The organism is Chitinophaga filiformis (assembly GCF_023100805.1).
In the GTDB taxonomy this organism is placed as follows: Bacteria; Bacteroidota; Bacteroidia; order Chitinophagales; family Chitinophagaceae; genus Chitinophaga; species Chitinophaga filiformis_B.
Genome location: NZ_CP095855.1, coordinates 3932186 through 3956187 on the forward strand (window position 1 = coordinate 3932186; position 24002 = coordinate 3956187).

The 24002-nt window shown below is 45.7% G+C and carries 20 protein-coding genes; 16 read left to right on the forward strand and 4 right to left on the reverse strand.

Annotated features, from left to right (window positions below; translation table 11 throughout):
* Positions 1-26 precede the first annotated feature (26 nt).
* Together MYF79_RS15710 and MYF79_RS15715 are read left to right on the forward strand one after the other, a co-directional pair.
* Positions 27-872: an AraC family transcriptional regulator gene (locus MYF79_RS15710; RefSeq protein ID WP_247814918.1), complete on the forward strand. Its 846-nt coding sequence runs from the start codon at positions 27-29 to the stop codon at positions 870-872.
* A 284-nt stretch (positions 873-1156) separates the two neighbouring features.
* On the forward strand, positions 1157-1780 hold the full coding sequence (locus MYF79_RS15715; RefSeq protein ID WP_247814919.1) for a DUF4142 domain-containing protein: 624 nt from the start codon (positions 1157-1159) through the stop codon (positions 1778-1780).
* 130 nt (positions 1781-1910) lie between these two features.
* Here the strand turns inward: MYF79_RS15715 and MYF79_RS15720 are convergent, their stop codons facing one another.
* From MYF79_RS15720 to MYF79_RS15735, 4 genes are all read right to left on the reverse strand, one after another.
* Positions 1911-2288: a DoxX family protein gene (locus MYF79_RS15720; RefSeq protein ID WP_247814920.1), complete on the reverse strand. Its 378-nt coding sequence runs from the start codon at positions 2286-2288 to the stop codon at positions 1911-1913.
* A gap of 61 nt (positions 2289-2349) precedes the next feature.
* Positions 2350-2853: an SRPBCC domain-containing protein gene (locus tag MYF79_RS15725; protein WP_247814921.1), complete on the reverse strand. Its 504-nt coding sequence runs from the start codon at positions 2851-2853 to the stop codon at positions 2350-2352.
* Positions 2850-3170, reverse strand: coding sequence for an ArsR/SmtB family transcription factor (locus tag MYF79_RS15730; RefSeq protein WP_247814922.1), 321 nt, complete (start codon positions 3168-3170; stop codon positions 2850-2852). The genes MYF79_RS15725 and MYF79_RS15730 overlap by 4 nt, the downstream gene beginning before the upstream one ends.
* 322 nt (positions 3171-3492) lie before the next feature.
* Positions 3493-4509 (reverse strand): GntR family transcriptional regulator, encoded by a 1017-nt coding sequence (locus MYF79_RS15735; RefSeq protein ID WP_247814923.1) that lies wholly within the window; start codon positions 4507-4509, stop codon positions 3493-3495.
* Positions 4510-4985: 476 nt separating this feature from the next.
* Between MYF79_RS15735 and MYF79_RS15740 the strand changes: the two genes are divergently transcribed.
* The 14 genes from MYF79_RS15740 (at position 4986) to MYF79_RS15805 (ending at position 23968) form a co-directional block, all read left to right on the forward strand.
* Positions 4986-5258: a hypothetical protein gene (locus tag MYF79_RS15740; RefSeq protein ID WP_199656229.1), complete on the forward strand. Its 273-nt coding sequence runs from the start codon at positions 4986-4988 to the stop codon at positions 5256-5258.
* Positions 5259-6157: 899 nt separating this feature from the next.
* Positions 6158-8017 carry a polysaccharide biosynthesis protein gene (locus tag MYF79_RS15745; RefSeq protein ID WP_247814924.1) on the forward strand — a complete coding sequence of 620 codons (1860 nt, stop codon included), beginning with the start codon at positions 6158-6160 and terminating at the stop codon, positions 8015-8017.
* A gap of 150 nt (positions 8018-8167) precedes the next feature.
* Positions 8168-8944 carry a polysaccharide biosynthesis/export family protein gene (locus tag MYF79_RS15750; RefSeq protein ID WP_247814925.1) on the forward strand — a complete coding sequence of 259 codons (777 nt, stop codon included), beginning with the start codon at positions 8168-8170 and terminating at the stop codon, positions 8942-8944.
* A 13-nt stretch (positions 8945-8957) separates the two neighbouring features.
* Positions 8958-11351 (forward strand): GumC family protein, encoded by a 2394-nt coding sequence (locus MYF79_RS15755; protein WP_247814926.1) that lies wholly within the window; start codon positions 8958-8960, stop codon positions 11349-11351.
* A gap of 52 nt (positions 11352-11403) precedes the next feature.
* Positions 11404-12759, forward strand: a complete 1356-nt coding sequence (locus MYF79_RS15760) for a nucleotide sugar dehydrogenase (RefSeq protein WP_247814927.1) — start codon at positions 11404-11406, stop codon at positions 12757-12759.
* A gap of 12 nt (positions 12760-12771) precedes the next feature.
* On the forward strand, positions 12772-13962 hold the full coding sequence (gene wecB, locus MYF79_RS15765; RefSeq protein WP_247814928.1) for a non-hydrolyzing UDP-N-acetylglucosamine 2-epimerase: 1191 nt from the start codon (positions 12772-12774) through the stop codon (positions 13960-13962).
* Complete coding sequence (locus tag MYF79_RS15770) at positions 13959-15473, forward strand: oligosaccharide flippase family protein (RefSeq protein WP_247814929.1); 1515 nt, start codon at positions 13959-13961, stop codon at positions 15471-15473. The genes wecB and MYF79_RS15770 overlap by 4 nt, the downstream gene beginning before the upstream one ends.
* 150 nt (positions 15474-15623) lie before the next feature.
* Positions 15624-16754, forward strand: a complete 1131-nt coding sequence (locus MYF79_RS15775) for a polysaccharide pyruvyl transferase family protein (RefSeq protein WP_247814930.1) — start codon at positions 15624-15626, stop codon at positions 16752-16754.
* A 54-nt stretch (positions 16755-16808) separates the two neighbouring features.
* Positions 16809-17915, forward strand: coding sequence for a glycosyltransferase (locus MYF79_RS15780; RefSeq protein ID WP_247814931.1), 1107 nt, complete (start codon positions 16809-16811; stop codon positions 17913-17915).
* The gene (locus MYF79_RS15785) at positions 17912-18445 is read left to right on the forward strand and encodes an acyltransferase (protein ID WP_247814932.1); all 534 of its coding nucleotides are present in this window, start codon (positions 17912-17914) and stop codon (positions 18443-18445) included. The genes MYF79_RS15780 and MYF79_RS15785 overlap by 4 nt, the downstream gene beginning before the upstream one ends.
* Positions 18442-19656 carry an O-antigen ligase family protein gene (locus MYF79_RS15790; protein ID WP_247814933.1) on the forward strand — a complete coding sequence of 405 codons (1215 nt, stop codon included), beginning with the start codon at positions 18442-18444 and terminating at the stop codon, positions 19654-19656. Before MYF79_RS15785 ends, MYF79_RS15790 begins: the two co-directional genes overlap by 4 nt.
* Positions 19649-20791 carry a glycosyltransferase gene (locus MYF79_RS15795; RefSeq protein ID WP_247814934.1) on the forward strand — a complete coding sequence of 381 codons (1143 nt, stop codon included), beginning with the start codon at positions 19649-19651 and terminating at the stop codon, positions 20789-20791. The genes MYF79_RS15790 and MYF79_RS15795 overlap by 8 nt, the downstream gene beginning before the upstream one ends.
* Positions 20792-20806: 15 nt before the next feature.
* Positions 20807-21799: a glycosyltransferase gene (locus MYF79_RS15800; RefSeq protein WP_247814935.1), complete on the forward strand. Its 993-nt coding sequence runs from the start codon at positions 20807-20809 to the stop codon at positions 21797-21799.
* Positions 21800-21802: 3 nt separating this feature from the next.
* Positions 21803-23968, forward strand: a complete 2166-nt coding sequence (locus tag MYF79_RS15805; protein ID WP_247814936.1) for a bi-domain-containing oxidoreductase — start codon at positions 21803-21805, stop codon at positions 23966-23968.
* Positions 23969-24002 lie beyond the last annotated feature (34 nt).

Here is a 24002-nt window from a genome sequence, read left to right on the forward strand (position 1 = left end):
TTTCGACGAGTAAATCAGGAATACACATGCAGGTAGAAAATTCAGCTCAGCCTTTTTTCATTACAAGAGAGGAATTACAGGAATGGAACCAGCGGCCGCATAAGCATAATTTTTTTGAGCTTGTTTATATCGAAGCCGGTAGTGGTCAGCAATGTATCAATCATAGCGTAATTCCCTACCAGCAGGATAACATCTTCCTGTTGCCTCCTTACGACTGCCATTCGTTTGAGATAACAGCGCCGACCACTTTCATTTTTATCCGCTTCAATAGCTTGTTCTTCAGGAAGGATAGTATGCAGATGATGGATTACACGGAGTGGTTCCAGAACCTGCACTATATCTTGAGCAGCTACAACAGGCAGCCCGGAGATATTGTACACAGCGCTTCCGATAAGAATATGCTGGCCCATCTGATCAAGGGTATATATGATGAGTATACGAATAAACGCGGGCAGTCGGACTCTATCATACGCGGTCATATGTTTGCACTGCTTAACATTCTCCGGCGTAATTTTGAACAGACCTTCAAAAATGATCATCCGGCGGGAGACAAGCAGATAAGCGATATCCTGCAGTACATACAGTTCAATTTATTTGACAATGAGAAATTACGCATTGAAGCGATTGCCGGCGAATTTCATCTGTCTGCTACCTATGTAAGCGAGTACTTCAAGAAGAAGACAGGAGAGACCCTGAAGGAATATGTGCTGAAATCGAGGGTGAATGTGGCCCAGAGCCGGTTGAAACATTCCGATCAGAGTGCAAAGGAGATAGCTTATGAATTAGGATTTACAGATGCCAGCCATATGGCGAAGGTGATCAAGAAATATTATCCTGCAGGCGCAGATTCCTGCTCACCATTAGGTGTATGATGTATTTAAGCGGCAACCGGTACTGTACCGGTTGCCGTTATTATCGATACCTCTTCTTTCACATTCTCATCTATTCGGAAAGATACCTTACAGATCAGCCCATAAGTGGTTATTTCCTGCTTGTGCCAGACAGAACACGGCTGCAAGCGGATTGAGGTATAATTATTGTGGCTTGATCAATGTTAAAACCTGACGCTATGCATGTTTTGACAGCTACCGAGGACAGCAGATCATATTGTTCTGTTCAGTGGCATGCATTTTGAGCCGATTACAGAAAAAAGACCATGAAAAATTTCGTCAGATTATATTCGGGTCTTGTAGTTATTTCCTTCCTTTTCAGTTGCAATAGCAAAGCTCCCGATAGTGTAAAGAGTGCCAAAGAGGTAAATGCCAAAAGGATCGAAACAGAGAACCGTCCGGACGATTCGACGGCTATTGTATTGACCAGGGATGATGCAGATTTCCTCGTTAATACAGCCAGTGGAGTAATGCTGGAAGCGGAAATGGGTCAGATGGCCATGGATAGATCCGAAAATCAGCGGGTAAAAGATCTGGGTGCGATGATCGTCAAAGATCATAAGGAAGCAGAAGCCCGGCTGAAGAAGCTGGCAGCCGCCAAGAATGTAACACTTCCAACAGACATTTCCAACCATCAGCAGAAGCAGAAGGAAAATCTGCTTCAAAAGAAAGGCATTGAGTTCGACAGGTCGTATGTAGACCTTACGGTGAATGACTATAACAAGGACATCAAAGATTTTGGAAAGGCTGCAAAGTATGGTACAGACCCGGAGATAAAATCCTTCGCCAGTAATAGTCTGCCACTGCTATACACACATCTTGACTCTGCAAGAAGTCTGCAGAAGGAGATGAAAAAGCGGATAGATATCAGTACGGCGGTGCCGAAGTAAGCTATTAAAAAATGCTGGCCGGAACATTCCGGCCAGCATTTTAGCATATCAGCGGCCGATTGACCGCGTTAGTGTCATTAACAGGTATTTTCAACAGTAAGGGTATACGTTCGTGTATACATACCGTTGTTTAGCTAACCATCGGGAGATATTTTTCCCTGTTCTCGATGATCACCCAGATGTTGATGGCCAGTAATGTCAGTGCAATAGGCAATCCTGACGGCGCTACAGTGATATTGGTGAGAATGATCCCGACCATTACCGGCAGAATAATGATGGCGCCCAGAGCCCTGGTTTTGGGAATAATGAAAAGGATGCCACCTACGATCTCCGCGATCCCGATAAGCGGCATTAACCAGGTGATCTTCATGAACGCACCCATTGCTTCCATCATTTTTTCAGGCATATCTTTCGGAGGCGGCATGTAATTGAGGAACTTGTTTAATCCTGCGTTGATGAACATTAGTCCAAACAGCAGGCAGACAACAAATAGAATTTTTTTCTTCATAGTGTTTGTTTTTCCTGAATGTGGTTTTCTGTTTACGTGGTGAGATAGGTCTAAATTTAACTTATTTTTTTAATGAAGGCAACAATTCGTCCAGACCTTCCATAGCCATTGACAAACCTTCTCTGAAGCCCATCTGGATAGTTGTTTCCAGCTGAGCCAGGTCATCGTAGGAGATATGTATCTGTACAAGGGTAAGCTGTCCTTTCTCAATGAAAGAGATCTCCCATTTAGACTGTGGCAGCTGTTTATTTACATTGCCTTCTGCATCAGCAAAGGCATCAAGTCCGGTAAAAGCTTTTTGCGGTTGTATCTGCACGTAGTTAGCCAGTGCCCAGTGTTCTTCACCTTCCGGGCCTACCATGGCATAATGCCAGTATCCACCTTCTCTGAAGTCCATGGTTTTGGTCCTTGCTTTCCAGGGTTTTGGCGCCCACCACTGGTCAAGGAGCTCGCTTTTGGTGTAGGCGTCCCATACCAAAGCAACTGCTGCATCAAATTCCCTTTTTACAGTGATTGTCTTGTTTTCCTTATCAACGGAAAAATCAAAGGCTAAGTTGACGTTCATTTTTTATCATTTTTAAGTGTTAGTAATAATTTATCGAGCTCGTTAAAACGGCTCTCCCATATTTTCCGGAATTGGTCGAGCCATTTGTCGATCTCTTTCATTTTGTCACCGTTTAACTGATAATAAATTTCCCTGCCCGACTGTTCCTGCTTTACCAGCTGGCATTCTGCCAGGATGCGCAGATGTTTGGACACCGCCTGCCGGGTGGTGTTAAAATGCTCTGCTATAGTATTGGGTGTCATCGCCTGCGATGCGATCAATAATATAATAGCTCGTCTTGTCGGATCTGCGATGGCTTGAAAAACATCTCTCCTCATTGCTCAGATAATTAGTTTTAGAAACCGTTCGGTTGCGAATATATGCAAATAATCGGTTGCGGATACTGTCTGGCCGGTTTTTTTAAATCTTGAAAAGTTGGGAACAGTGCTTGGGTTATTGCTTATCAGCGGACGTCGGGACAAGCGTGATATCATTTCACCGGTGTTGTAACCGGAACGTAATACAGATATTGCTGATGCCTTTGAAAATGCACGGCAGATGGTGGCTGATCTGACAAAGCGGACAAATTGCGGGAAGAGAGGGTAAATGTGTCTATCTCTCAGTTACCGGAGATTGTATGGGAGGTCATAGATGTTTTTGTTACAAAGAATTCCTTAGAATTAATTTAAAGGGATTTTTGATCCGTGCCTGTTTTTTCTCAGTGATCATTCGTGCAGCGGCGGCGCCCATCTGCTCATGATCGGTTGATATTACTGTAATACCATCGAGTAATATTTCTTTTAACAGGGTTTCATTATATGAAACTATGCCTACGTCTTTTCCAATGGTGAGCTGTTCATTCCTGCATATCTTCACCAGGTTCACCAGGTCAGTTTCTTCTATAATCACATAGGCTTGTCCTTTAGTAACGGGCGTATGCATTTCTATACCTTCAATGACTGAAAAATTAAAGTCCTGCATACGACAGAAGTACCGGAAGCCTTTTTCGATCTCTATCGGGTAAGGAGTAATGCCCGGGTTTACAAATACCAGGTTATCGTATTTTTTCAACACGGGTAGTGCTTCATGCAGTGCTTCATATATATCCTTTTCAAAATTCTGATATACCGTTCCGTAATTGCCCTTTAGTTCCTGCAGGTCTTTATCGAGCAGGATTAATTGCTCAGCGGGTATCTTCCGCAGTATTTCCAATACTTTCCCAGGTTGTTCGTAAAAATGCGGCATGATCACATAGTAATCATAATCTCCGAGATGATTGTTGATCAGGTTTTCGAACAAAGGAACACTATGGTGATGAATATGAAGATCTACAAATACATTGTCTCCCAGGGCCTTTACAAAGGAATTATACACCTGTTTTTTATAGTTACTGATCTTGTTGAAGATCAATAATATCCGGAGGGGAATGACTACGTCTGTCCTGTTAATGAAATATCCTTTGCCTTTTACTGATATAATAACCTTTTTATCCCGCAGTTCTTTATACGCCTTCTCTACCGTGCCCCGTGAAAGCAGATATTGTTCGCTCAGCTCATTGATGGAAGGGATCTGCTGGTCGCGGGTCAGCATTCCATCGCGGACTGCCACCATAATGGAATCCACAATCTGCATATATACGGGAACTTTGCTACTGGTATCTATTTGCAAGCCTTTCATTGCGGTAAAATAACAAAGAAATCGGAATTAGAAGCGGATGGCAAAAGTGAGGTCCCTTCGTTCAGATAGTGATGCAAGAGAACAGAAAGCGGACATTGGCAATGGAGTTGTTTAAAATGGCCGGTCAGATGGTATTACTCGTATTAGTATATATTGAGAAAGAGCTTCCCGGGCAGTCAAAGGAGCCCGGCAGGGGATCGGCGCCCGGGCCCAGGCGCTGAAAGACATCTATCCCTTATTGGAGGGATGCTAAAAGATTCATCCTCATGTACTTAAAAAAGCATGGTGTCCTGCGGCTCCATATGGGGTATTGGCCTGGAAAAAGATGATTGACAGCATCAACTGATTTGCAACTTTACGTATATAAAGTACTTCTCAAAGTAAAAATTAAATTAATGCAATAATAATATTATTTGTATTTTTGTACAGTAGTTCGTGAACAAACTACGATCCCTTACCAGACTAATTAATTACCTATGAGTTACATTTTGCTACAGGGCTCATCTTCCAACGTGGAGCGTATTGAATTGCATGATTGCCCTAAATGTAAACACGGTGTTCTTGAAGACAGGGTACCCCGTGGTTTCTTTGTTAAATATGTGTTGGGCTTATTTCCTATCCGCAGGTATATCTGCTATTCATGTCTGAAGAGAAGTTACGTATGGCATAAACCGCAGAAGAAACAGATCTTCACTGAAGAGGCTATGCCAGCGATCAGAACAAAACCTGTGGCTATACCGGCACACTAACTGTGGAATAACGTTAAGACATATATTTTTTTGTAGTAAACTTTACCCGGTGCGGCTTTTCGCTCCGGGTAATTTTTTTTCAGATAGCCCCAAGTGTTTATACAATCAATAATTTGAATTTGTTTATTTTTTTATTTGTTAGTCCTTTTTGTTTAAAGACAACGGATGAGCTAAAGGTTTTTAAAATCCCAAAACAAACACTCGTCAATAGTTGTTATCAAGTGTAGCCTTGAGAAAGAATTGGCATTGCTGCTTTTTGGTATAGTGTTTGTTTCAACTGTCTCACCAAATCACTTGAATAGCAAACATTACTTTAAAGTCTGCTTATAACGCCTTTAGAGTGCAAAGTACATAACCAAGTAGTCAACTTAACTTGCATGCCATGGAAAACTCATTGCTTCACGCTAATACCATATTCTTAAGGATAACAACCTATGTAAGGTGGCGTACGTCATCAGGATATTTGTTGTGTCTTTAGATATGTATGATGCATTGATAATGTCACTTTAACGGCGCGTAGAAATACGCAATATTAAAATAGGCATAAGTGTTACTTCCAAAAGATTGAAAAACCCTGCGGTGGAGAAAAGGCCGGCAGCAAGCAGTATAGAAGAATTGTATGAATCAATGTGTTTTTAATATTAAGGAATAAAAATATTAGTGATAAAAACATGTGGTTAAACTCATCTATAAACTGGACAAAATTTCACATTATGTATTTATTTTGCACACAGGTTAAAACATAAATTGTTGAAAAAGACACTGTTTTAAGAGATTCCGTTATAGAAAAAGTACTGATACAGTTTTAACCTTATCTAATTAAACCGATGACTAAGAGATCATGGATTACCCCATCCTGGCTGATTTTGTTATTAGACCTCGGGTGTTCGATTGTTGCAATGAGCTTGTCTTTTTTACTCAGGCTTAACTTCGACCTCGAAGACTTTGGTCGATACCCCATGCAGGATATTGTATTGGTTGTTGTGAGTGTGAATTTATTACTGTCGTTATTGTTTCGTACTTACACAGGCATTGTGAGGTATACGAGTATGGCCGATATAGGACGCATATCATGTGTGAGTCTTATCAGTGCTGTTATCTATTATTATATCAATGTTGCTGCCGTTACATACACGGCAGAGAACATGATCCCACTATCCGTTATCACTATCAACTTCTTCATCAATACCTTCTTCCTGTTGTCTTACAGGCTTTTTGTAAAATGGGCTTTCCGTTATTACAGCAGGTATGGCGGCATCAACAAAACCAAAGCTGTTATATATAACGCAGGCCATTCCGGGCTGATGGTGCGGAAGGCTATCAGCGAAGATCAGACAGGAAATATCCGTGTCAGCGGCTTCCTGGACGACAAGCTTACCCGCGCGGGTAAACGATTGGACGGACTGCCTATATTCGCCACTTCCAGGAGCTCGCTCGAGCGACTGATGAAACAGGAGAAGGTCAGGTTGCTCATCGTTGCAGAAGAAGCACCCGATGCACAGGTACTCAACGACCTTGTTGATAATTGCATTGCACTGAACATTAAAGTACAGAAGGTATTACCCGTTCATAAATGGATCAACGCTGAATGGAGCCCTGCCAAATTGCAGGATATAAAGATCGAAGACCTGCTGGACAGATCTGTGATCAGCATCAATAATGAACAGGTTAGCCGTGAAGCAAGAGGTAAAGCGATCCTCGTTACAGGCGCTGCCGGTTCTATTGGTAGTGAGCTGGTAAGACAGCTGGTGAAGCTTGAACCTGCTGTGGTCGTAATGTGCGATAAAGCAGAATCACCCTTACACGAACTGGAACTGGAAATGGCAGAAATGGCGCCGAATACGCCCGTAGTGCCTTATATCGCAAATATCTGTGACCGCATCCGTATGCAGCAGTTATTTGAGGTGTATGAACCTTCTGTGGTGTATCATGCTGCTGCCTATAAACACGTGCCCATGATGGAAAAGAACCCCTCTGTGGCCGTGCTGAACAATGTAATGGGCACGAAGATGCTGGCAGAGCTGTCAGTAGAATTTGGGGTGGAGAAATTTGTAATGATCTCTACCGACAAAGCTGTGAACCCTACCAATATCATGGGCGCTTCCAAACGCATAGCCGAGATATTTATACAATCCTACAATAACCATGTTAACCGTCAATATAAAAAGTCAGGTCCCGTATATGGTATGCCGCCTACACGGTTTATTACAACGAGGTTTGGCAATGTATTAGGATCTAACGGATCCGTTATACCGCGATTTAAACAGCAACTGGAAAAAGGAGGTCCGCTGACTGTTACACATCCGGATATCACCCGTTACTTCATGACCATTCCCGAAGCATGTCAGCTGGTGCTGGAAGCAGGGGCAATGGGACAAGGTGGCGAGATATTTGTGTTTGATATGGGACAGCCGGTGAAAATTGCAGATCTGGCCAATAAGATGATCCGCATGAGCGGGAGAGAGCCTGGCAAAGATATACAGGTCGTGTTTACAGGATTACGCCCGGGGGAAAAACTATTCGAAGAACTATTGAACAATGCAGAAAATACACTCAGTACCTATCATGAGAAAATCATGATAGCCCGCGTTCGTGAATATGATTTTGTTGAAGTGAATGAACATGTTGAAAAGCTGATCGCTTCTGCCCAGAAGCATTACATTACCCCTACAGTAGTTCTCATGAAGCAACTGGTACCGGAATTTATCAGTAAGAATTCTGCATACGAACAACTGGATAAGGACAAAATTAAACTATAGTAACCAATCAATACATGATTATCGGGCATGTCCAGCGGTATGCCGGTAATAGACCTTTTTTAAACAGTTAATTTTATAATGAGGATTATTAATCGCGGGAGTCGCACTACAAAACCTGGAGTTTACCTGCTACTGCTTTTGGCAGGTGCTATGTCTCTATATTTTACATCCTGTTCCAGCCCGAAGAACATCGCCTATTTCAAAGATATTCCTGATTCCGTAAAAAAGACAGCCATCGATCAGGCTGCTTTTACTACCCCGCCCATACAGCCTGACGATATCTTACAGGTAAGCATACAAACACTCGATCCTTCTGCTACAGCTTTGCTGAACCAGCAAAATACCGCTACCTGGCCTATCGACGGGAATCCCCTGGGGGCCGGCAATTCACCATCTTCTCCCGGTTCTTCCATCAGCGGATACCTGGTTGACAAAGACGGGTATGTAGTGCTGCCGCTCATCGGGAAGGTGTTCGTAAAAGGAAAGACCACCGACATGGTGCGCGATGAGGTCAGGGCAAAAGCTGCTGAATATTACAAAGACCCTGTAGTAAACGTCCGCTTTGTCAATTTTAAGATCACGGTATTGGGTGAGGTAACAAAACCTTCCTCTTATGTCATGCCGAATGAGAAAGTAACATTGCTGGATGCGCTGGGTATGGCAGGCGATCTTACCATTTATGGCAGAAGGGAGAACATCCTGCTGATAAGAGATGCGGGCGCCAAAAAAGAATTCATACGTTTTAATATCAACGATAGTAAAATGTTTACTTCCCCCTATTTCTATTTACGCCAGGGAGATGTTATATACGTAGAACCGAACAAGACTAAAGTTGCGTCTACAGATGTTGCAAAAACAAGGAATTTCACCATCGCCGTGTCTCTGTTGTCTTTATTAGTTGTGCTTGCAACCAGAATTAAATTATAATTAATCCCATAATATGAGTGGTACGAATCACATTAACGGTGCGGTAAATAACAAGATAGAAGCGGAGCTTTTACCTGACAATACGCTTGATGTACAAAACATCGTAGAAAAGCTGCGCAACAGGTGGTATTGGTTTGTAATATGCCTGTTACTGACTGGTACGCTTGCATGGGTGTATCTGAGATATTCAACCGCGAGGTATAATATCAATGCCAAGATCCTGGTGAAAGACGACAAGAAGGGCGGCGACATCCAGGGCCAGGAAATACTGGATCAGCTGGGGGTGTTCAACACCAAAAGTAACGTCGATAATGAAGTGGAGATCCTGAAATCAAGATCTATCATCGAAAAGGTAGTAAGGGATCTGAAGCTGAACGTTACCTATGTAGTGGAGGGGCATCTGAAAAAGGCAGAGGTACTCGATGTGCCCTTCACTGCCAGTTGGTTGTATCTGAAAGACACCCTCAAGAATGTACAGTATGTACTAAAGCCGCTTGATGAAACCAAATTCAGGTTCAATACCAGCCATAGGGAGAAAACCCTGAACTGGGGCGATACCATTCAACTGGAAGAAGGTGTCCTGCGTGTTACGCGGAACAAACAGGTTGAGCTGGTGGGTGAGGAATATCTTATTAACGTTACCTCCTTTGATAATGCTGTGGCCGCCTATCAGCAGAAGATCAACGTTGAAATACCGAACAAACAGGTTAGTGTGATCAATCTCAGCATAGAATCCACCATTCCAAGGAAAGGAGAGATCATCCTGAACAAGCTGATCGAGAAATACCTGCAGGCCAGCGTTGAAGATAAAAACAGGATAGTAGACAGCACGATCGCATTCGTCGATAACCGCCTCATGCTGGTAAGTAGTGAACTGTCCGGCGTTGAAAAACAGATCCAGCAGTTCAAACAGGAAAATGACCTGGCCGACCTCGAGGAACAGTCCAAGGTATTGGTATCCGGTACGGAAGACCTCAACAAGCAACTTACCGAGCAGGAAGTCAGGCTGAGTATTGTAGAGTCTATTGAACAATACATCAAAGACCAGAACAACAGTAAACGTATCGTACCTTCTTCGCTGGTCGTACAGGATCCCACCTTCCTGGCCATCGTCGAGAAATATAATGCCATGCAGTTGGACAGGCAGCGTAGCCTGATGACCACCACAGAAACGAATCCTTTTATAAAGAACATTGACGAGCAGCTGGCCTCCCTGAGGGCCGACCTGAGCGCTAATATTGCCTCACTGAAAAGTGGCATTGTCATAGCCATTAATCAGCTGAAAACCCGTATGGGGGGCATCAGCAGCCAGATCAAACAGGTGCCTGGCAAAGAAAGGGTATTCCTGGACTTCTCAAGGCAACAAGCCGTAAAACAGGAACTGTACCTGTTTCTGCTAAAGAAAAGAGAAGAGTCAGCCATCTCCAAATCATCCAACCTGGCTATCGCCAGGATCATAGATCCGGCTAAGAGTGATTCCGCTCCGTTTGCTCCCAAGCGGACCATGATCTACCTGTTTGCCCTGGTGGCCGGCCTGGCAATTCCGGCAGTTGCATTATATCTCAAAGATCTGTTCAACCGCAGAATAGGAAGCAGGGAAGATATTGTTCACAATACAACTGTGCCTATTCTGGCTGAAGTAGGTCACTCAGATCATAAGGAACTGGTTGTAGTGCGGAAAGGCTCTGTTGCACCCGTGGTGGAACAGTTCAGGGCTATCAGGACAAACCTCCAGTTTATACTGGGCGACAAAGGACAGGTGATCCTGCTGACTTCCAGTATGAGTGGCGAGGGTAAATCTTTCGTGGCTACCAACATAGCCTCTGTACTGGCGCTGTCCGGCAAGTCGGTTGTACTCATGGAAATGGACCTTCGTAAACCGAAGATCTCTGAACAACTGGGATTGGTGAACCAGTACGGGTTCAGCACCTATGTGATCGGTAAATCAACGGTAGATGAGCTGATCAAACCTTCCGGGTTTCACGAGAACTGTTACATCGTTTCCTCTGGCCCTATTCCGCCTAATCCAGCGGAATTGCTCCTGCTGCCTGCTACAGAAAAATTGTTCCGCGAGCTGAGACAGCGTTTTGATTATGTCATTGTAGATACCGCGCCTGTGGGCCTTGTAACAGATGCGCAGCTGCTGGGACGCTTTGCCGATGCAACGCTTTACCTGGTAAGACAGGGATACACGTTCAAGCAACAGCTGCTGCTCTCCAGGGATCTGCATGTCAATGGTAAACTGCCTAAGATGAACATCATTGTGAATGATGTGAAGATCGGCAGTGGTTACGGTTATGGATATGGTTACGGATATGGTTATGGTTACGGTTACGGATATTCGGATACAGTACGGCCTACCAATGGATTAATATCAAAGGTGAAACGCTCGCTGGCAAAGAAATAAACGATATGTCAACTGGAATTTTATTCTAAACATCTTTTTTAATCTGTTTTTTATGAACAATGTGGTCGAAGAAATTAATCAGGTTCAGATAGCTGCAGAGACAGAAATCGTTGTAGCGCAACGCAGCATCGCGATAATAGGCTTAGGATATGTTGGATTACCCCTGGCCATTGAATTCGGGAAACATTACAATGTGATGGGTTTCGACATCAACCAGGAACGCATTGCAGAATTGAGCGAGGGGCATGACCGCACAAAGGAAGCGGATATGGAAGAGTTGCTGGAAGCAATGAACATGAAGAAGAAAAGCGGTAAGTCCCGTAAAGGATTGGGTTTTTCTTTTAACAAAGAAGAACTGAAAGACTACAATACATTCATCGTGACGGTGCCTACGCCGATCGACCAGTTTAAGGCGCCTGACCTGAAGCCCCTGCTAAAGGCTTCAGAAATGATCGGAGCAGCCCTGAAACCGGGCGATATCGTGATCTATGAATCCACCGTATACCCCGGCTGTACAGAAGAGGATTGTGTGCCTGTACTGGAAAGAGTGTCGGGCCTGAAGTATAATAAAGATTTCTTCGTTGGTTATTCCCCTGAAAGGATCAATCCCGGCGATAAGGTGAATACACTCACCAAAATAAAGAAGGTCACCAGCGGTTCCACGCCGGAGATAGCCACCATCGTGGACGATCTCTACAGCTCCATCATTAAGGCCGGCACGCATAAAGCGCCGAGCATCAAGGTGGCGGAAGCATCCAAGGCTATTGAGAATGCACAGCGTGACCTGAACATCTCATTCGTGAATGAACTGGCCCTGATCTTCGATAAGATAGGTATAGATACCAACGATGTTATTGAAGCAGCAGGTACCAAATGGAATTTCCTGAAGTATAAACCAGGACTGGTAGGTGGTCACTGTATCGGTGTGGATCCTTATTACCTGGCGCATAAGGCGGAATCACTGGGATATCATCCACAGGTGATCCTGTCGGGAAGAAGGGTAAATGATACCATGGGACAGTTTGTAGCCAACAAGGTAGTGAAACTGATGATCGAAAAGGATCATAAAATAAAAGGCTCCAAAGCCCTGATACTGGGTATCACCTTCAAGGAGAATTGTCCTGATGTAAGGAATACAAGAGTAGTGGACATCTACCATGAACTGGAGCAGTTCGGACTGGATGTGGACATATATGACCCCTGGGCAAATGAAGAAGCGGTGTACCATGAATACGGCGTGGATATCATCAAGCAGTTAAGCAATTCTGTTGTGTATGATGCCATCATCGTAGCAGTAGCCCACCAGGAATTCCTGGAACTGGACTATAAAAAGATAATCCGAAATAACGGTGTCATTTTCGATACCAAAGCCTGTCTTAACAGGGATCTTGTGGATGCAAGGTTGTAAAGCACAACATATATGAGGAAAAAAAAAGTACTGGTTGTTTTTGGCACGAGACCGGAAGCCATAAAAATGGCTCCATTGGTAAAAAGATTGATGAGCCATCCGGAGCAATTTGAAGTGATTGTATGTGTGACAGGACAGCATCGTGAGATGCTTGACCAGGTGCTGAAGATCTTTGATATCACACCGGATTATGATCTGAATATTATGAAGCAGGGGCAGGACCTGACAGATGTAACCGTCAGGGTGCTGCAAGGTATGAGAGATGTACTGAGTGAGGTGACGCCCGATATTGTGCTGGTACACGGCGATACAACAACATCCACCGCTGCCGCACTGGCGGCCTTTTACAGGCAGATCCCGGTGGCGCATGTGGAGGCCGGACTGAGAACGCATAATATCTACAGTCCATGGCCGGAAGAAATGAACCGCAACCTCACAGGGCGCCTGGCCAGCTGTCATTTCGCACCAACGGAAACCGCCAGGCAGAACCTCCTGCGGGAAGGGGTGCCCGATGAAAGGATACATGTGACCGGCAATACGGTGATCGATGCACTTTACCTGGTGCTGGACAGGGTGCTGACAGATGAACAGTTAAAACAGGAGACAGAGTGCGAGCTGGCGAAGATGGGCATCTCACGCGAGCTGATCAATGAATGGCAACTGAAAGATGGTAGCGCGGGCCGGCGGATGATACTGATAACAGGGCACCGCCGAGAGAATTTCGGTGACGGATTCCTGAATATCTGCAGTGCTATCAGAGAGCTGGCAGAGAAGCATAAGAACGTAGACTTTATTTACCCGGTACATCTTAATCCGAACGTAAGAAAGCCGGTAGCAGATGTACTACTGAATGAACAGTTACCGAATGTGTTCATTATAGAGCCGCTGGAATACCTGCCTTTTATCTACCTGATGAACCGCAGTTATCTTATTCTCACCGATAGCGGAGGCATCCAGGAAGAGGCGCCGGGACTGGGTAAACCGGTACTGGTGATGAGGCATACCACTGAAAGGCCGGAAGCGGTGGCAGCGGGAACAGTGTCACTTGTAGGTACAGACAAAACAAAAATATACGAGTACGTTGATAGTCTTCTTACCAACCGCCAGGCATACGAAAGTATGTCGAATGCGGTAAACCCTTACGGGGATGGAAGATCGTGCGAGAGGATAGTAGCGCACATAAATGAACTGGAAGCAATATGAATCGCAGTGTGCTGATTTCAAGAGTGGCAGGCATTTTACCCGAAAAAGCGACTGGCTTCATTAAGGGGAACCTGAGCTCAGACCTTGCCAAAAAGGTGTCTTCGGGCATCATCTGGAGTTTTATCGGAACTATCGGCTCAAGACTGCTGATCTTTCTGACGTATGTGGCTATAGCCAGGATACTGAAGAAACAGGGCTTTGGAGAGCTGGGCATGATCCGGTCCACGGTAGATATGTTCTCAACATTTGCCGGGCTCGGGCTGGGTGTAACCGCAACGAAGTTTGTTTCTGAATATAGTGTGAAAGATAAGATCAAGGCAGGACGTATTATCAGAATGTCGTACCTGATCTCGTGGGTAACAGGTGTAGTGGTGGCCGGATTGATCTTTATTTATGCCAAACCGCTGGCATCTGTTTCTTTGAAATCGACAGAGCTGATCAGGGATCTGCAGCTGGGCGGACTTGCCATTCTCTTCTACTCTGTAAATGGTGTACAGAACGGTATACTGCTGGGGCTGGAAAAGTTTAAGAGCATTTCCAGGATCAACCTGATCGGAGGCCTTATCAATATACCGGTGGCTATCGGGCTGTCGTGGTTCTTTGGCGTGGCGGGTGCTGTCATTGCTTTGGCGAGCAATGCCGTTGTGATCTGCACCATCGGTTTTTTCGAAGTGAGAAAGGCGGCCAGGGCGTATGATATCAATGTGAATGAGACTGGTTTTACAAAGGAACTGAATGTACTGTTCTCTTACAGTCTGCCGGCGGTATTGAGCGGAGGACTGGTGTTGCCGGTGAACTGGTTTTGCAACGCCTTCCTGGTGGAGCTGCCGAATGGTTATCAGCAGCTGGGTATCTATAATGCCGCCTTAAATATCATGCTGGTAGTAACGGTGATCAATGGCATGATAGGACAGGCTTTTTTACCATATGTGGTAAAAAACCTGGAGAATATGAACAAGAAGTTCGAGATGGCGAACAATTACCTGCCCTGGATCGTTGGCATCTTTATATCACTTCCGTTCATGTACGTTCCCGAGCTGGGCAACCTGCTGTTTGGTCGTGATTATGCCGGTGAGGCCCTGAAGAGCTCTATTGTACTGGTCATGTTCACCACTGTCATTGTTGCACATCGCCAGGGCATAGCGCGGAACTTCACGGCCAGAGGGTACATGTGGTGGAGCCTGATCACAAATGTTGTATGGGGCGTAATGGCCCTCGTCAGCATGCAGTTCCTGAAACACTATGGCGCCATCGGGCGTTCCGCTGCTTACGCAATTGCCTATTTTCTGAACACGCTTGTGTTCATCCCGTTCTATACCTCGAGAAAGTTGTGCGAAAAGGACTTTGTCTGGTCGTTCGAAAGTATATCAATATGGCTGCTGATCCTGTTTTCGGCAGCGCTGATGATCTTTACTGAGATCGCGATCGCATTGAGAATATTCATATTACTATCTGTGTTGGGAGCAATAGTTTTTTTTCTGATCAGGACATTTAAGCGACATACTGCTTAATGAGCAGGGTATCGCGAGGTGTATGATCAATGTTAATCAAGAGAATCGGCGAACTAAATTTTTATGAACTATGTTCAATACAGACCTATATGCGAGCGGCCTCATTGGCTAAATACCCTTTGTTGAACATAGTTTGTTAATTGTTATACCATGGGAAAAAATGTTGTAGTAAAAGGTGCATACGGCGAAGCGAACTTTGGAGATGATGCTTTAATGTGTACAATAGAAAATTTCTTTATAACGAATGATCTGAGTCTGAATGTTGATTTTTGTGGCAGCTCGAGCGATTACTGCCAGCGCTTACTGAGGAAGTCGGGATATGTAGACGCAAATGACAATAAGAGAACGGCGGTTGATGTATTGATCTATGGCGGAGGAACACAGTTCTTTTTATTTAACTCGAATAAAGGTGGGTTCTATCTGAAGCTATTCTGGAAGTTGCTGACAGATAACCCGGCACTACTTGTAAAAAAGGTCATCAACAAGTTCGCGCCGCCACCGCCGGTACCGGCCAAGAAATCGGTAGGGCTGGGACTTGGACTAGGGCCCTTCAATCCTGAGAACGACAGGATAGAGCAGGTGAAAACACTGGTGGGGCAGATGGACCTGTTGTACGTGAGGGACGACACTTCGTTGTCATATTGTAAGGATTGGGGATATGAAGCAGTGAATGAAGGCGCAGATATCTGTTATTCCAGCTTTCTGAATTACGATAAAGCTGTGGCCAAAAATGGAGTAGATCATCACAACGGGCAAAAGCGTAAGAAGATAGGAGTAATAGTGAGGGACTGGCGATATGAAAATGGTGGTAATGCATACCAGGACACTTTGCTGAAAATGGTGGACGAGCAAAAGGATGCCGGTTATGAGTTTACGTTCATTATTTTCTCCAGCCTGCGCGATGTGGAATGGAAGAAGCTCATCACCGAAAGAGGGTATCCCTGTCTTGAATGGGACCCGTTTAAAAGCCGTATAGAACATTTTATGGACAAGCTGGATGCGTTTGATGGGTTTATAACAGCGCGCTACCACGGAGGCGTAATGGCCTCGCTGCTGAATAAACCTGTTGTGTGCATTGGCATAGAGCCCAAGCTGGGCATACTGACCCAACAGGTCAAAGGTTTCAGACTGTGGGATATGCCCTTCCGGGCGGATGACCTGCGACAGGCCATGAAAGTATTTGACGAAAAGGATTTTGATTGTTCCGATTCAGTGAACACATTAAGAAAAAAGGCAGACGCAATGTTTGATTCATTACACCAGTATTTATGTGAGCTGTAAATTCTTATAATGAAAGGACCTGCAGTAATAAAGTGATAAAACTAACCACGATAAATGAAAGTTGAGACGTCATACAAGTTGGCTATTATAGTATGCAAGGGTAATCCGTCGTTTATTGCACCCGTTCTGAATGTGGTGCTTGGGCTCTCGAAATTGTATGAAAGCGTAAAGCTGATCTGCGGTGATATCAGTAAGGAAAGTGAAACCTTCCTTTTGGGAGAATGTAAGAACCTTTCCATAGAGAACCTCCGGCTGCAAAGCAGGGGCACTTCCAAGATATTATCTGTTTATTACTTCAGGAAAAAAGTATTCCAGCTCGTTAACAGTACCCCGCATGATCTTTTATGGATCGCTACAGGCGATACTGCTGTCAGCCTCGGAACAAAACTGAAAGAACACCGGTTTGTGATGTGCCTGCTGGAATTGTATGATGCGGTGCCTGTATATAATTTTTTGCTGAAGCGTCTCTCTCAGTATGCACATAAGATCGTAACGGCAGAATACAACAGGTCTGCTATTCTCCGGGTGCGATGGAAACTGAAGCATACACCTTATGTATTGCCGAACAAGCCTTATTTCAAACCGCTGGAACAGGCCAGCATCAACGGATCGAACGGGCCGTTGGTACAGCAGGTGAAAGATGAGATCGGCAAAGGGAAAAAGATCATTCTTTACCAGGGCATCATCACCCATTACCGCAGGCTGGATACTATTGCGAAAGCGACATTGGAAAACGATTCACAATTCGTATTCCTGATTGTAGGCAAGGACTTTGACTATATAGATACCCTAAAGGAGATCAATCCGAATATCATTCATATTCCTTTCATTGATGCGCCTCTGCACCTGGAGATCACGAAGCTGGCAGATATTGGTATCGTGGTATACGATTTCATTGACCTGAACAATATCTACTGCGCGCCTAACAAGATATGGGAATATGCCATGTTCTCGAAACCCATGCTGTGTAATGACATACCAGGATTAAAGTATACAGTGGAACATTATAAGGCAGGGCTTTGTACGGATTTTAACTGTGTGGAGTCTGTGAAGGATACAATGGGAAAGATCTTCTCTGATTATAAAGAATATGCTGCCAACGCGGCTACATTTTATGACAGCGTAGACCTTGATTCAATTATAAAAAACATTGTAAGATGAGCCTGAGACCCGGAAGACTGTTTATTATCAACAAGGTGATCCGTGCGCTGCCCGGCACCAGGATGTTCGGCCTGAAAAGAAAGTTGCTGGCCTTTGCAGGCGCCAGACTGGGCATGAATGTGCGGGTGATGGCAGCGAAAATATCAGGGCCCTTTGAACTGCAGGTAGGCGACAACACCTTCATCGGTGAAGATACTTTCCTGGTGGGCGCTGTTAACAGCCGCATTAAGATCGGAAAGGACTGTGATATCTCCTCCCGGGTGACCATCGTTACGGGCACGCACGAGCTGACCCCCGACGGAGATAAGATGGCAGGAGAAGGGTACGGTAAGGATATAGTAATCGGTAACGGCGTCTGGATAGGTATCGGGTCTATTATCCTGGGAGGCGTTACCATCGGGAACCGGGCGATTATAGGCGCCGGATCTGTGGTAACAAAAGACGTTCCGGATTATTGCGTGGTAGCAGGTAATCCTGCAAAAATTATTAAGAAATATGATAACGTTCTGAAGATATGGGAAAAGACATGAGTATACGAAACTTTGTGAAGAAAGGATTGAATGTTGTTTTCATCATGTTCATCGTTTTGAACTTCGGCCTGAAATACGCCCATCTCAGCTTTCTGAATGGGGATGTCCTTTTTGTGCCCGTAATGGCCGGCTTGCTCCTGTTCATTTCCTTCCTCAGGAGAGAGAAGGTGTTTTCCCTGTTCATTCAATTCAGGCTGTTTACAGCGCTGACATTGCTTTTTATTGTTTACTATATATTCCTGGACCCCCTGAAGGATGAATCATTTGTGTACCTGGTGTCCAAAACACTGTTGTTCCTGATGTTTGCGCTGTTTATGTCACTGAATACTGACGAATATAAACAGAAGTGCTTAAAGGGACTGGCCATATTGATCCTCCTGGGGCTTATTTATGGCTCCTTTTCACAGACGGTGGATTCGGAGACATTCAGGCTGAGCTTTGGATTTATGAATGCGAACAGCGCTGGTACGCTGGCAGCTATTGCGTTTGGTATCATCATACAGAACAAGTTCTTCAAAAAGATCATAGCTATACCGCTGATGATCTACCTGACCTATGTGGTGCTCATGACGGGATCAAGGGCGGCACTTGTTGTCTATATCGTAGCATGGTTCTTTTCCGATGTCAGGAAAATGCCTGCATACAAGTATCTGTTGCTGCTGTTGCCCTTGTTGCTGATAGTACCTTATTTCATTTCCTATATGGGTGATATGGATGCCAATAATGCTGTTACCAGGTTGATGGACAGCCTTAGCGGCAAGGAGAGCATTTTCCGTAACAGGGAGTACGCATACGGATGGGGACTGAAAACCTTCGAGGACCAGTTTATGAGGGGACACGGCCTGGCCAGGTATGGCTGGACAGACCCCAAGTTCAGTAATAACAATATAACGAGTAATCCGCATAATGGTTACCTGGGCCTTGGTATCATGATAGGGGTGGTGTTCGGGGCCATTTTTGTGATCATACTATTCTGGAACTGCGCTTTGTATACGATAGACTTCTTTAAGCATAAAAAGGAAGAGCTACGCACTTATCTGTTTATTGTTATCAGCATCCTGATAACGGCGTTCGTAGAGTCTTACCTGATCGGGATCAATGAATTGATGACAAGCCTGTTTTGGTGTTGTGTGGCCAATATTCAGTTCGATTACTATATAAAATCACGTGTTGAATTGCATACCGGAGAAAATAGATATGCGCATGGCTAAGAATAGAAAGTTCGTTTTCTGGCAGAATATGGTGAGCGTACACCAGTCGTGCTTCCTGCATTGCCTCTCGATGAGGGAGGATGTGGAGGTTGTGCTGGTAGCGGTTGTTGCTATAGAAGAAAAGAGGAGAAGGATGGGCTGGACACTTCCGGATATGGGCCGCGTAAAACTGATCATATCACCGGAGCAGGCAGTGATCAATGATATTGTCAAGTCCTCGGACGAGCATACCTATCATATTTTCAGTGGTTTCGACAGTGAGCCTTTGTTCAGAAATGCTTTCGCCTATCTGACCGCTCACCGCCATCACCTGGGCATTATGGCGGAGCCATATAGCTGGCTGGGAGTAAAAGGGCAGCTGAGGTATCTGCGCAGCATCTACCACAGGCTGCGGTACGGCAACCTGTTTGATTTCATTCTGGCGATAGGCAGCAAGGGCATGGAAGTGTATAGCAAGGCGGGATATAAGAAGGATAAACTCTTTGAATGGGGATACTTCGTAGAACCTGCACCTCCGGCCGGAACGGCAGCAGACGGGCCTTTCCGTGTGATGTATGCAGGAGGGCTGGTACCTAACAAAGGGGTGCATACCCTTATAAGGGCCTGGTCAAATGTGAGGGGTAGTAATACCGAATTGAACATCATTGGAGACGGGCCGGAAGCGCCTATGTTGAAAAGCCTGGCGGGTGAGCTTGGTTTGCAGAACGTATATTTTTCCGGCTTCCAGGACAATGAGACCGTTACAAAACTCATGGGCCAGCACGATCTGCTGGTGCTGCCCAGCATACTGAAAGAAGGCTGGGGCGCTGTGATCAATGAAGCGTTGCAGCAGGGCACGCCAGTGATCTGTACAGACCATTGCGGCGCCTCTGTGCTGCTGGGCGATCATAATTTCAGTACCGTCATCCGGGCTGGCGACATCAGCCGGCTGTCGGACGAAATGAATAAAAGGATAAGGGCCGGCAAAGTACCCGCCGGCGCCCGGGAGAAGATCAGGAGCTGGTCTGAATGCCTGTCGGGCGCGCATGCGGCCGATTATTTCCTGGATATCATGAATTGCGTGTATGAGGAAGGGGCTGCTCCGCTGGCGCCCTGGCGGAAAGGGAAGCGGAGGGAAACGCTTGTTGACGGTTAAAAATAAAGGATACAAATGATACTATTGGACGCGGTGTATATCAATAATAGCGGAGGAAAGGTCTTACTGGATTATCTCGTATCGGAGATCAGTAGTGCAGGGCTGGACTGTTTCTATTTATTCGATGCCAGGTGTGAGGGTGATTACGGGTTTATAGCAGCAGACCGTAAGACTTTTATGAAAGCATCGCTGATGGAGAGGCACCGGTTTTACAGGCAACGCGGCAAGCAATTCGATAAGGTGTTTTGCTTTGGTAACCTGCCGCCCACTATACGTTTGAAAGCAAAGGTCTTTACTTATTTCCATAATGTTTCGCTCTTCAGCTATCCGGCCAATTATGGCTTTAAGGAGAAAACGCTGAAGAAGATCAAAGGGAGGCTGATCACCTTTTTAAGCGGGAACACCGATTATTTCCTCGTTCAGACGAATGAGGTAAAAGCCCTGTTGGGACAAAAAGGTGTGAAGGCTGATAAGGTGATCGTAACGCCGTTCTATCATGTAGCACCTTGTAATGGCAATGGCAGCAGAAAAGATTCTTTTGTGTTCATCAGCAATGGTAACACACACAAGAATCATAAGAACCTGCTCCAGGCCTGGCGTTTGCTGGCAGAGAGGAGTATGTTCCCCGAACTGCATTTAACTGTCACGGGCAATTACAGTGAGTTGATCAACACCATCGAAGCCGACAGAAGCAAGGGACTGAAGGTGGTCAACCATGGATTTGTAAATGCCTACGATCTCTACAGCCAGCATAAATACCTGGTGTATCCCTCCCTTTGCGAAAGCTTTGGATTAGGGCTGATCGAAGCTGTGAAATGTGGTTGTGATGTGGTGGCGGCTGATCTGCCATATGTATTTGAAGTAGTTGATCCGACACTGGTGTTCGATCCCATGGAGCCCCGTTCAATAGCCAATAGCATCGAACAGGTACTGAAAGGTGATCAGCTTAAACCGACAACACTCGTAGTAGAAAATAAGATCAAAGAAATTGTAGACTATTTAAAATAACATATGAAACAACTGATTCAATCCTTCAAAACAGGTGAAACCATCCTGGAAGAAGTACCTGCACCGCAGGTGGCGAGAGGGCAGGTATTGATAAGGACAACAAGAAGTCTTGTTTCACTTGGTACGGAAAGAATGCTGGTGGAGTTTGGCAAGGCGAACCTTGTCCAGAAAGCCAGGCAACAACCTGATAAGGTAAAGCAGGTGCTGGACAAGATCAGGACAGAAGGACTGATGCCGACATTGGAGGCGGTATTTAACAAGCTGGCGCAACCGCTTCCGCTGGGTTATTGTAATGTGGGGAAAGTAATAGCAGTAGGAGAAGGCGTCAGCGAATTTAAGGTAGGCGACCGTGTGGCCTCCAATGGTCCGCATGCGGAGATAGTATGCGTGCCACAGAACCTGGTGGCCGCAATCCCTGCAAATGTATCTGACGATGAAGCGGCATTTACGGTGATCGGCTCCATCGGGCTGCAGGGCATCCGCCTCTGTAACCCTACACTGGGAGAGACGATCGTGGTAACAGGACTGGGGCTGATAGGTATGATCACCGCTGAACTGCTGCTGGCCAATGGCTGCCGGGTAATAGGCATTGACCTGGATGCGGAGAAGATCGCGCTGGCGAGGAAGAAAGGTATTATCGGCATCAATCCGGCAGAAGGCGGAGATGTGGTGAAATCAGTGCTTGACGAAACGCATGGACGCGGTGCAGATGGTGTGATCATCACTGCATCCGCCAAAACGGACGAGATCATATCACAGGCGGCGAGAATGAGCCGCAAACGGGGAAGGATCATATTGGTAGGCGTGATAGGGCTGAACATCAGCCGGGCGGAGTTCTACGAAAAGGAGCTCACATTCCAGGTGTCGTGTTCCTATGGACCGGGACGATATGATGAAGAGTATGAACAGCGGGGAGTAGATTATCCGCTGCCTTTTGTAAGGTGGACAGAGAAGCGAAACTTCGAAGCCGTTTTACAGGCTGTTTCTTCGCGTAAACTGGACGTGGCTTCACTCATTTCTGAAAGGGTGCCGCTGGACGAATACGACCGGGTATATGGCAGTATTGGTAAAAGCCGCTCCATCGCCTCCCTGCTGGTGTACCGGGAAGATGCCAACCCTCAGCATACCGTACATGTACTGCCTGCCACTTCCTTTGCAGGCAAGAAAGGCGTATGGGGTATCATCGGTGCGGGCAACTTTACGAAGATGACCATGCTGCCGGCATTGGAGAAGGCCAGAGCAGACATCAAATATATCGCCAGTGCAGGCGGCATCACCGGCACAGCGCTGGCGAAGAAATATAAAATAGCGTTCAGCACAACAGATTACCAGGAGATACTGAGAGACAGGGAAACAGATGGCGTGATGATCACCACACGTCATAATACCCATGCAGCGATGGTATTGAAAGCGCTGGCCGCAGGGAAACACGTGTTTGTAGAAAAGCCTCTGGCATTGAATGAAGAAGAACTGGAACAGATCATAGACGCCTATGACGGCTCAGTGACACTGACAGTGGGCTTTAACCGCCGCTTTTCTCCCCATGTACAGAAGGTGAAGCAACTGGTAGGGAATACCCCGATGAATGTGATAGCGACCATGAATGCAGGCGCTATTCCACCGAATGTATGGGTGCATGATATGAAGGTAGGCGGTGGCCGCATTATAGGAGAAGCCTGTCACTTTATTGATCTCATTACCTACCTGACCGGCAGTAAGATCATTGCCGTCTGCATGAATGCGATGGGGGTACATCCGGCAGAGAATACCGACAATGCCTCTATACTGTTGCAATATGAGAATGGGTCTACCGGTGTGATCAACTATTTCTCAAACGGATCGAAAGCTTATCAGAAGGAGAGGATAGAGGTCTATTCACAAGACAGAACTGCCATCATCGATAACTATAAACAGACCACCGGTTATGGTTTCAAAGGGTTCTCGAAACTGAAGACAACGTTGGACAAAGGGCATAAAGCGCAGTTCCAGGCTTTGATCAGCAGCATCAAAAACGGTGGCGCTCCGCTGATCCCCTTCGATGAGATCGTCAATACCACCAGGGCCAGTTTTGCCGCTGTCAGAAGCCTGCAGCAAAGCGGATGGGTGAGACTGGACCAGGTCAGGGTAGCAGCGCCGGTTACCGCAGAGCCGGAAGAAGCGCTTCAATGAACAGCACCTTGTTAATCTGTCTAATAAACATTAC

Excerpts from the sequence above, each read along its gene's own strand:
- MYF79_RS15755 (WP_247814926.1), top strand. The coding sequence starts at position 8,958 with ATGAGTGGTACGAATCACATTAACGGTGCGGTAAATAACAAGATAGAA.
- MYF79_RS15800 (WP_247814935.1), top strand. The coding sequence starts at position 20,807 with ATGATACTATTGGACGCGGTGTATATCAATAATAGCGGAGGAAAGGTC.
- MYF79_RS15760 (WP_247814927.1), top strand. The coding sequence starts at position 11,404 with ATGAACAATGTGGTCGAAGAAATTAATCAGGTTCAGATAGCTGCAGAG.
- MYF79_RS15775 (WP_247814930.1), top strand. The coding sequence starts at position 15,624 with ATGGGAAAAAATGTTGTAGTAAAAGGTGCATACGGCGAAGCGAACTTT.
- MYF79_RS15740 (WP_199656229.1), top strand. The coding sequence starts at position 4,986 with ATGAGTTACATTTTGCTACAGGGCTCATCTTCCAACGTGGAGCGTATT.
- MYF79_RS15735 (WP_247814923.1), bottom strand. The coding sequence starts at position 4,509 with ATGAAAGGCTTGCAAATAGATACCAGTAGCAAAGTTCCCGTATATATG.
- MYF79_RS15720 (WP_247814920.1), bottom strand. The coding sequence starts at position 2,288 with ATGAAGAAAAAAATTCTATTTGTTGTCTGCCTGCTGTTTGGACTAATG.
- MYF79_RS15715 (WP_247814919.1), top strand. The coding sequence starts at position 1,157 with ATGAAAAATTTCGTCAGATTATATTCGGGTCTTGTAGTTATTTCCTTC.
- MYF79_RS15790 (WP_247814933.1), top strand. The coding sequence starts at position 18,442 with ATGAGTATACGAAACTTTGTGAAGAAAGGATTGAATGTTGTTTTCATC.
- wecB (WP_247814928.1), top strand. The coding sequence starts at position 12,772 with ATGAGGAAAAAAAAAGTACTGGTTGTTTTTGGCACGAGACCGGAAGCC.
- MYF79_RS15770 (WP_247814929.1), top strand. The coding sequence starts at position 13,959 with ATGAATCGCAGTGTGCTGATTTCAAGAGTGGCAGGCATTTTACCCGAA.
- MYF79_RS15805 (WP_247814936.1), top strand. The coding sequence starts at position 21,803 with ATGAAACAACTGATTCAATCCTTCAAAACAGGTGAAACCATCCTGGAA.
- MYF79_RS15750 (WP_247814925.1), top strand. The coding sequence starts at position 8,168 with ATGTCTCTATATTTTACATCCTGTTCCAGCCCGAAGAACATCGCCTAT.
- MYF79_RS15745 (WP_247814924.1), top strand. The coding sequence starts at position 6,158 with ATGAGCTTGTCTTTTTTACTCAGGCTTAACTTCGACCTCGAAGACTTT.
- MYF79_RS15725 (WP_247814921.1), bottom strand. The coding sequence starts at position 2,853 with ATGAACGTCAACTTAGCCTTTGATTTTTCCGTTGATAAGGAAAACAAG.
- MYF79_RS15710 (WP_247814918.1), top strand. The coding sequence starts at position 27 with ATGCAGGTAGAAAATTCAGCTCAGCCTTTTTTCATTACAAGAGAGGAA.
- MYF79_RS15730 (WP_247814922.1), bottom strand. The coding sequence starts at position 3,170 with ATGAGGAGAGATGTTTTTCAAGCCATCGCAGATCCGACAAGACGAGCT.
- MYF79_RS15785 (WP_247814932.1), top strand. The coding sequence starts at position 17,912 with ATGAGCCTGAGACCCGGAAGACTGTTTATTATCAACAAGGTGATCCGT.
- MYF79_RS15795 (WP_247814934.1), top strand. The coding sequence starts at position 19,649 with ATGGCTAAGAATAGAAAGTTCGTTTTCTGGCAGAATATGGTGAGCGTA.
- MYF79_RS15780 (WP_247814931.1), top strand. The coding sequence starts at position 16,809 with ATGAAAGTTGAGACGTCATACAAGTTGGCTATTATAGTATGCAAGGGT.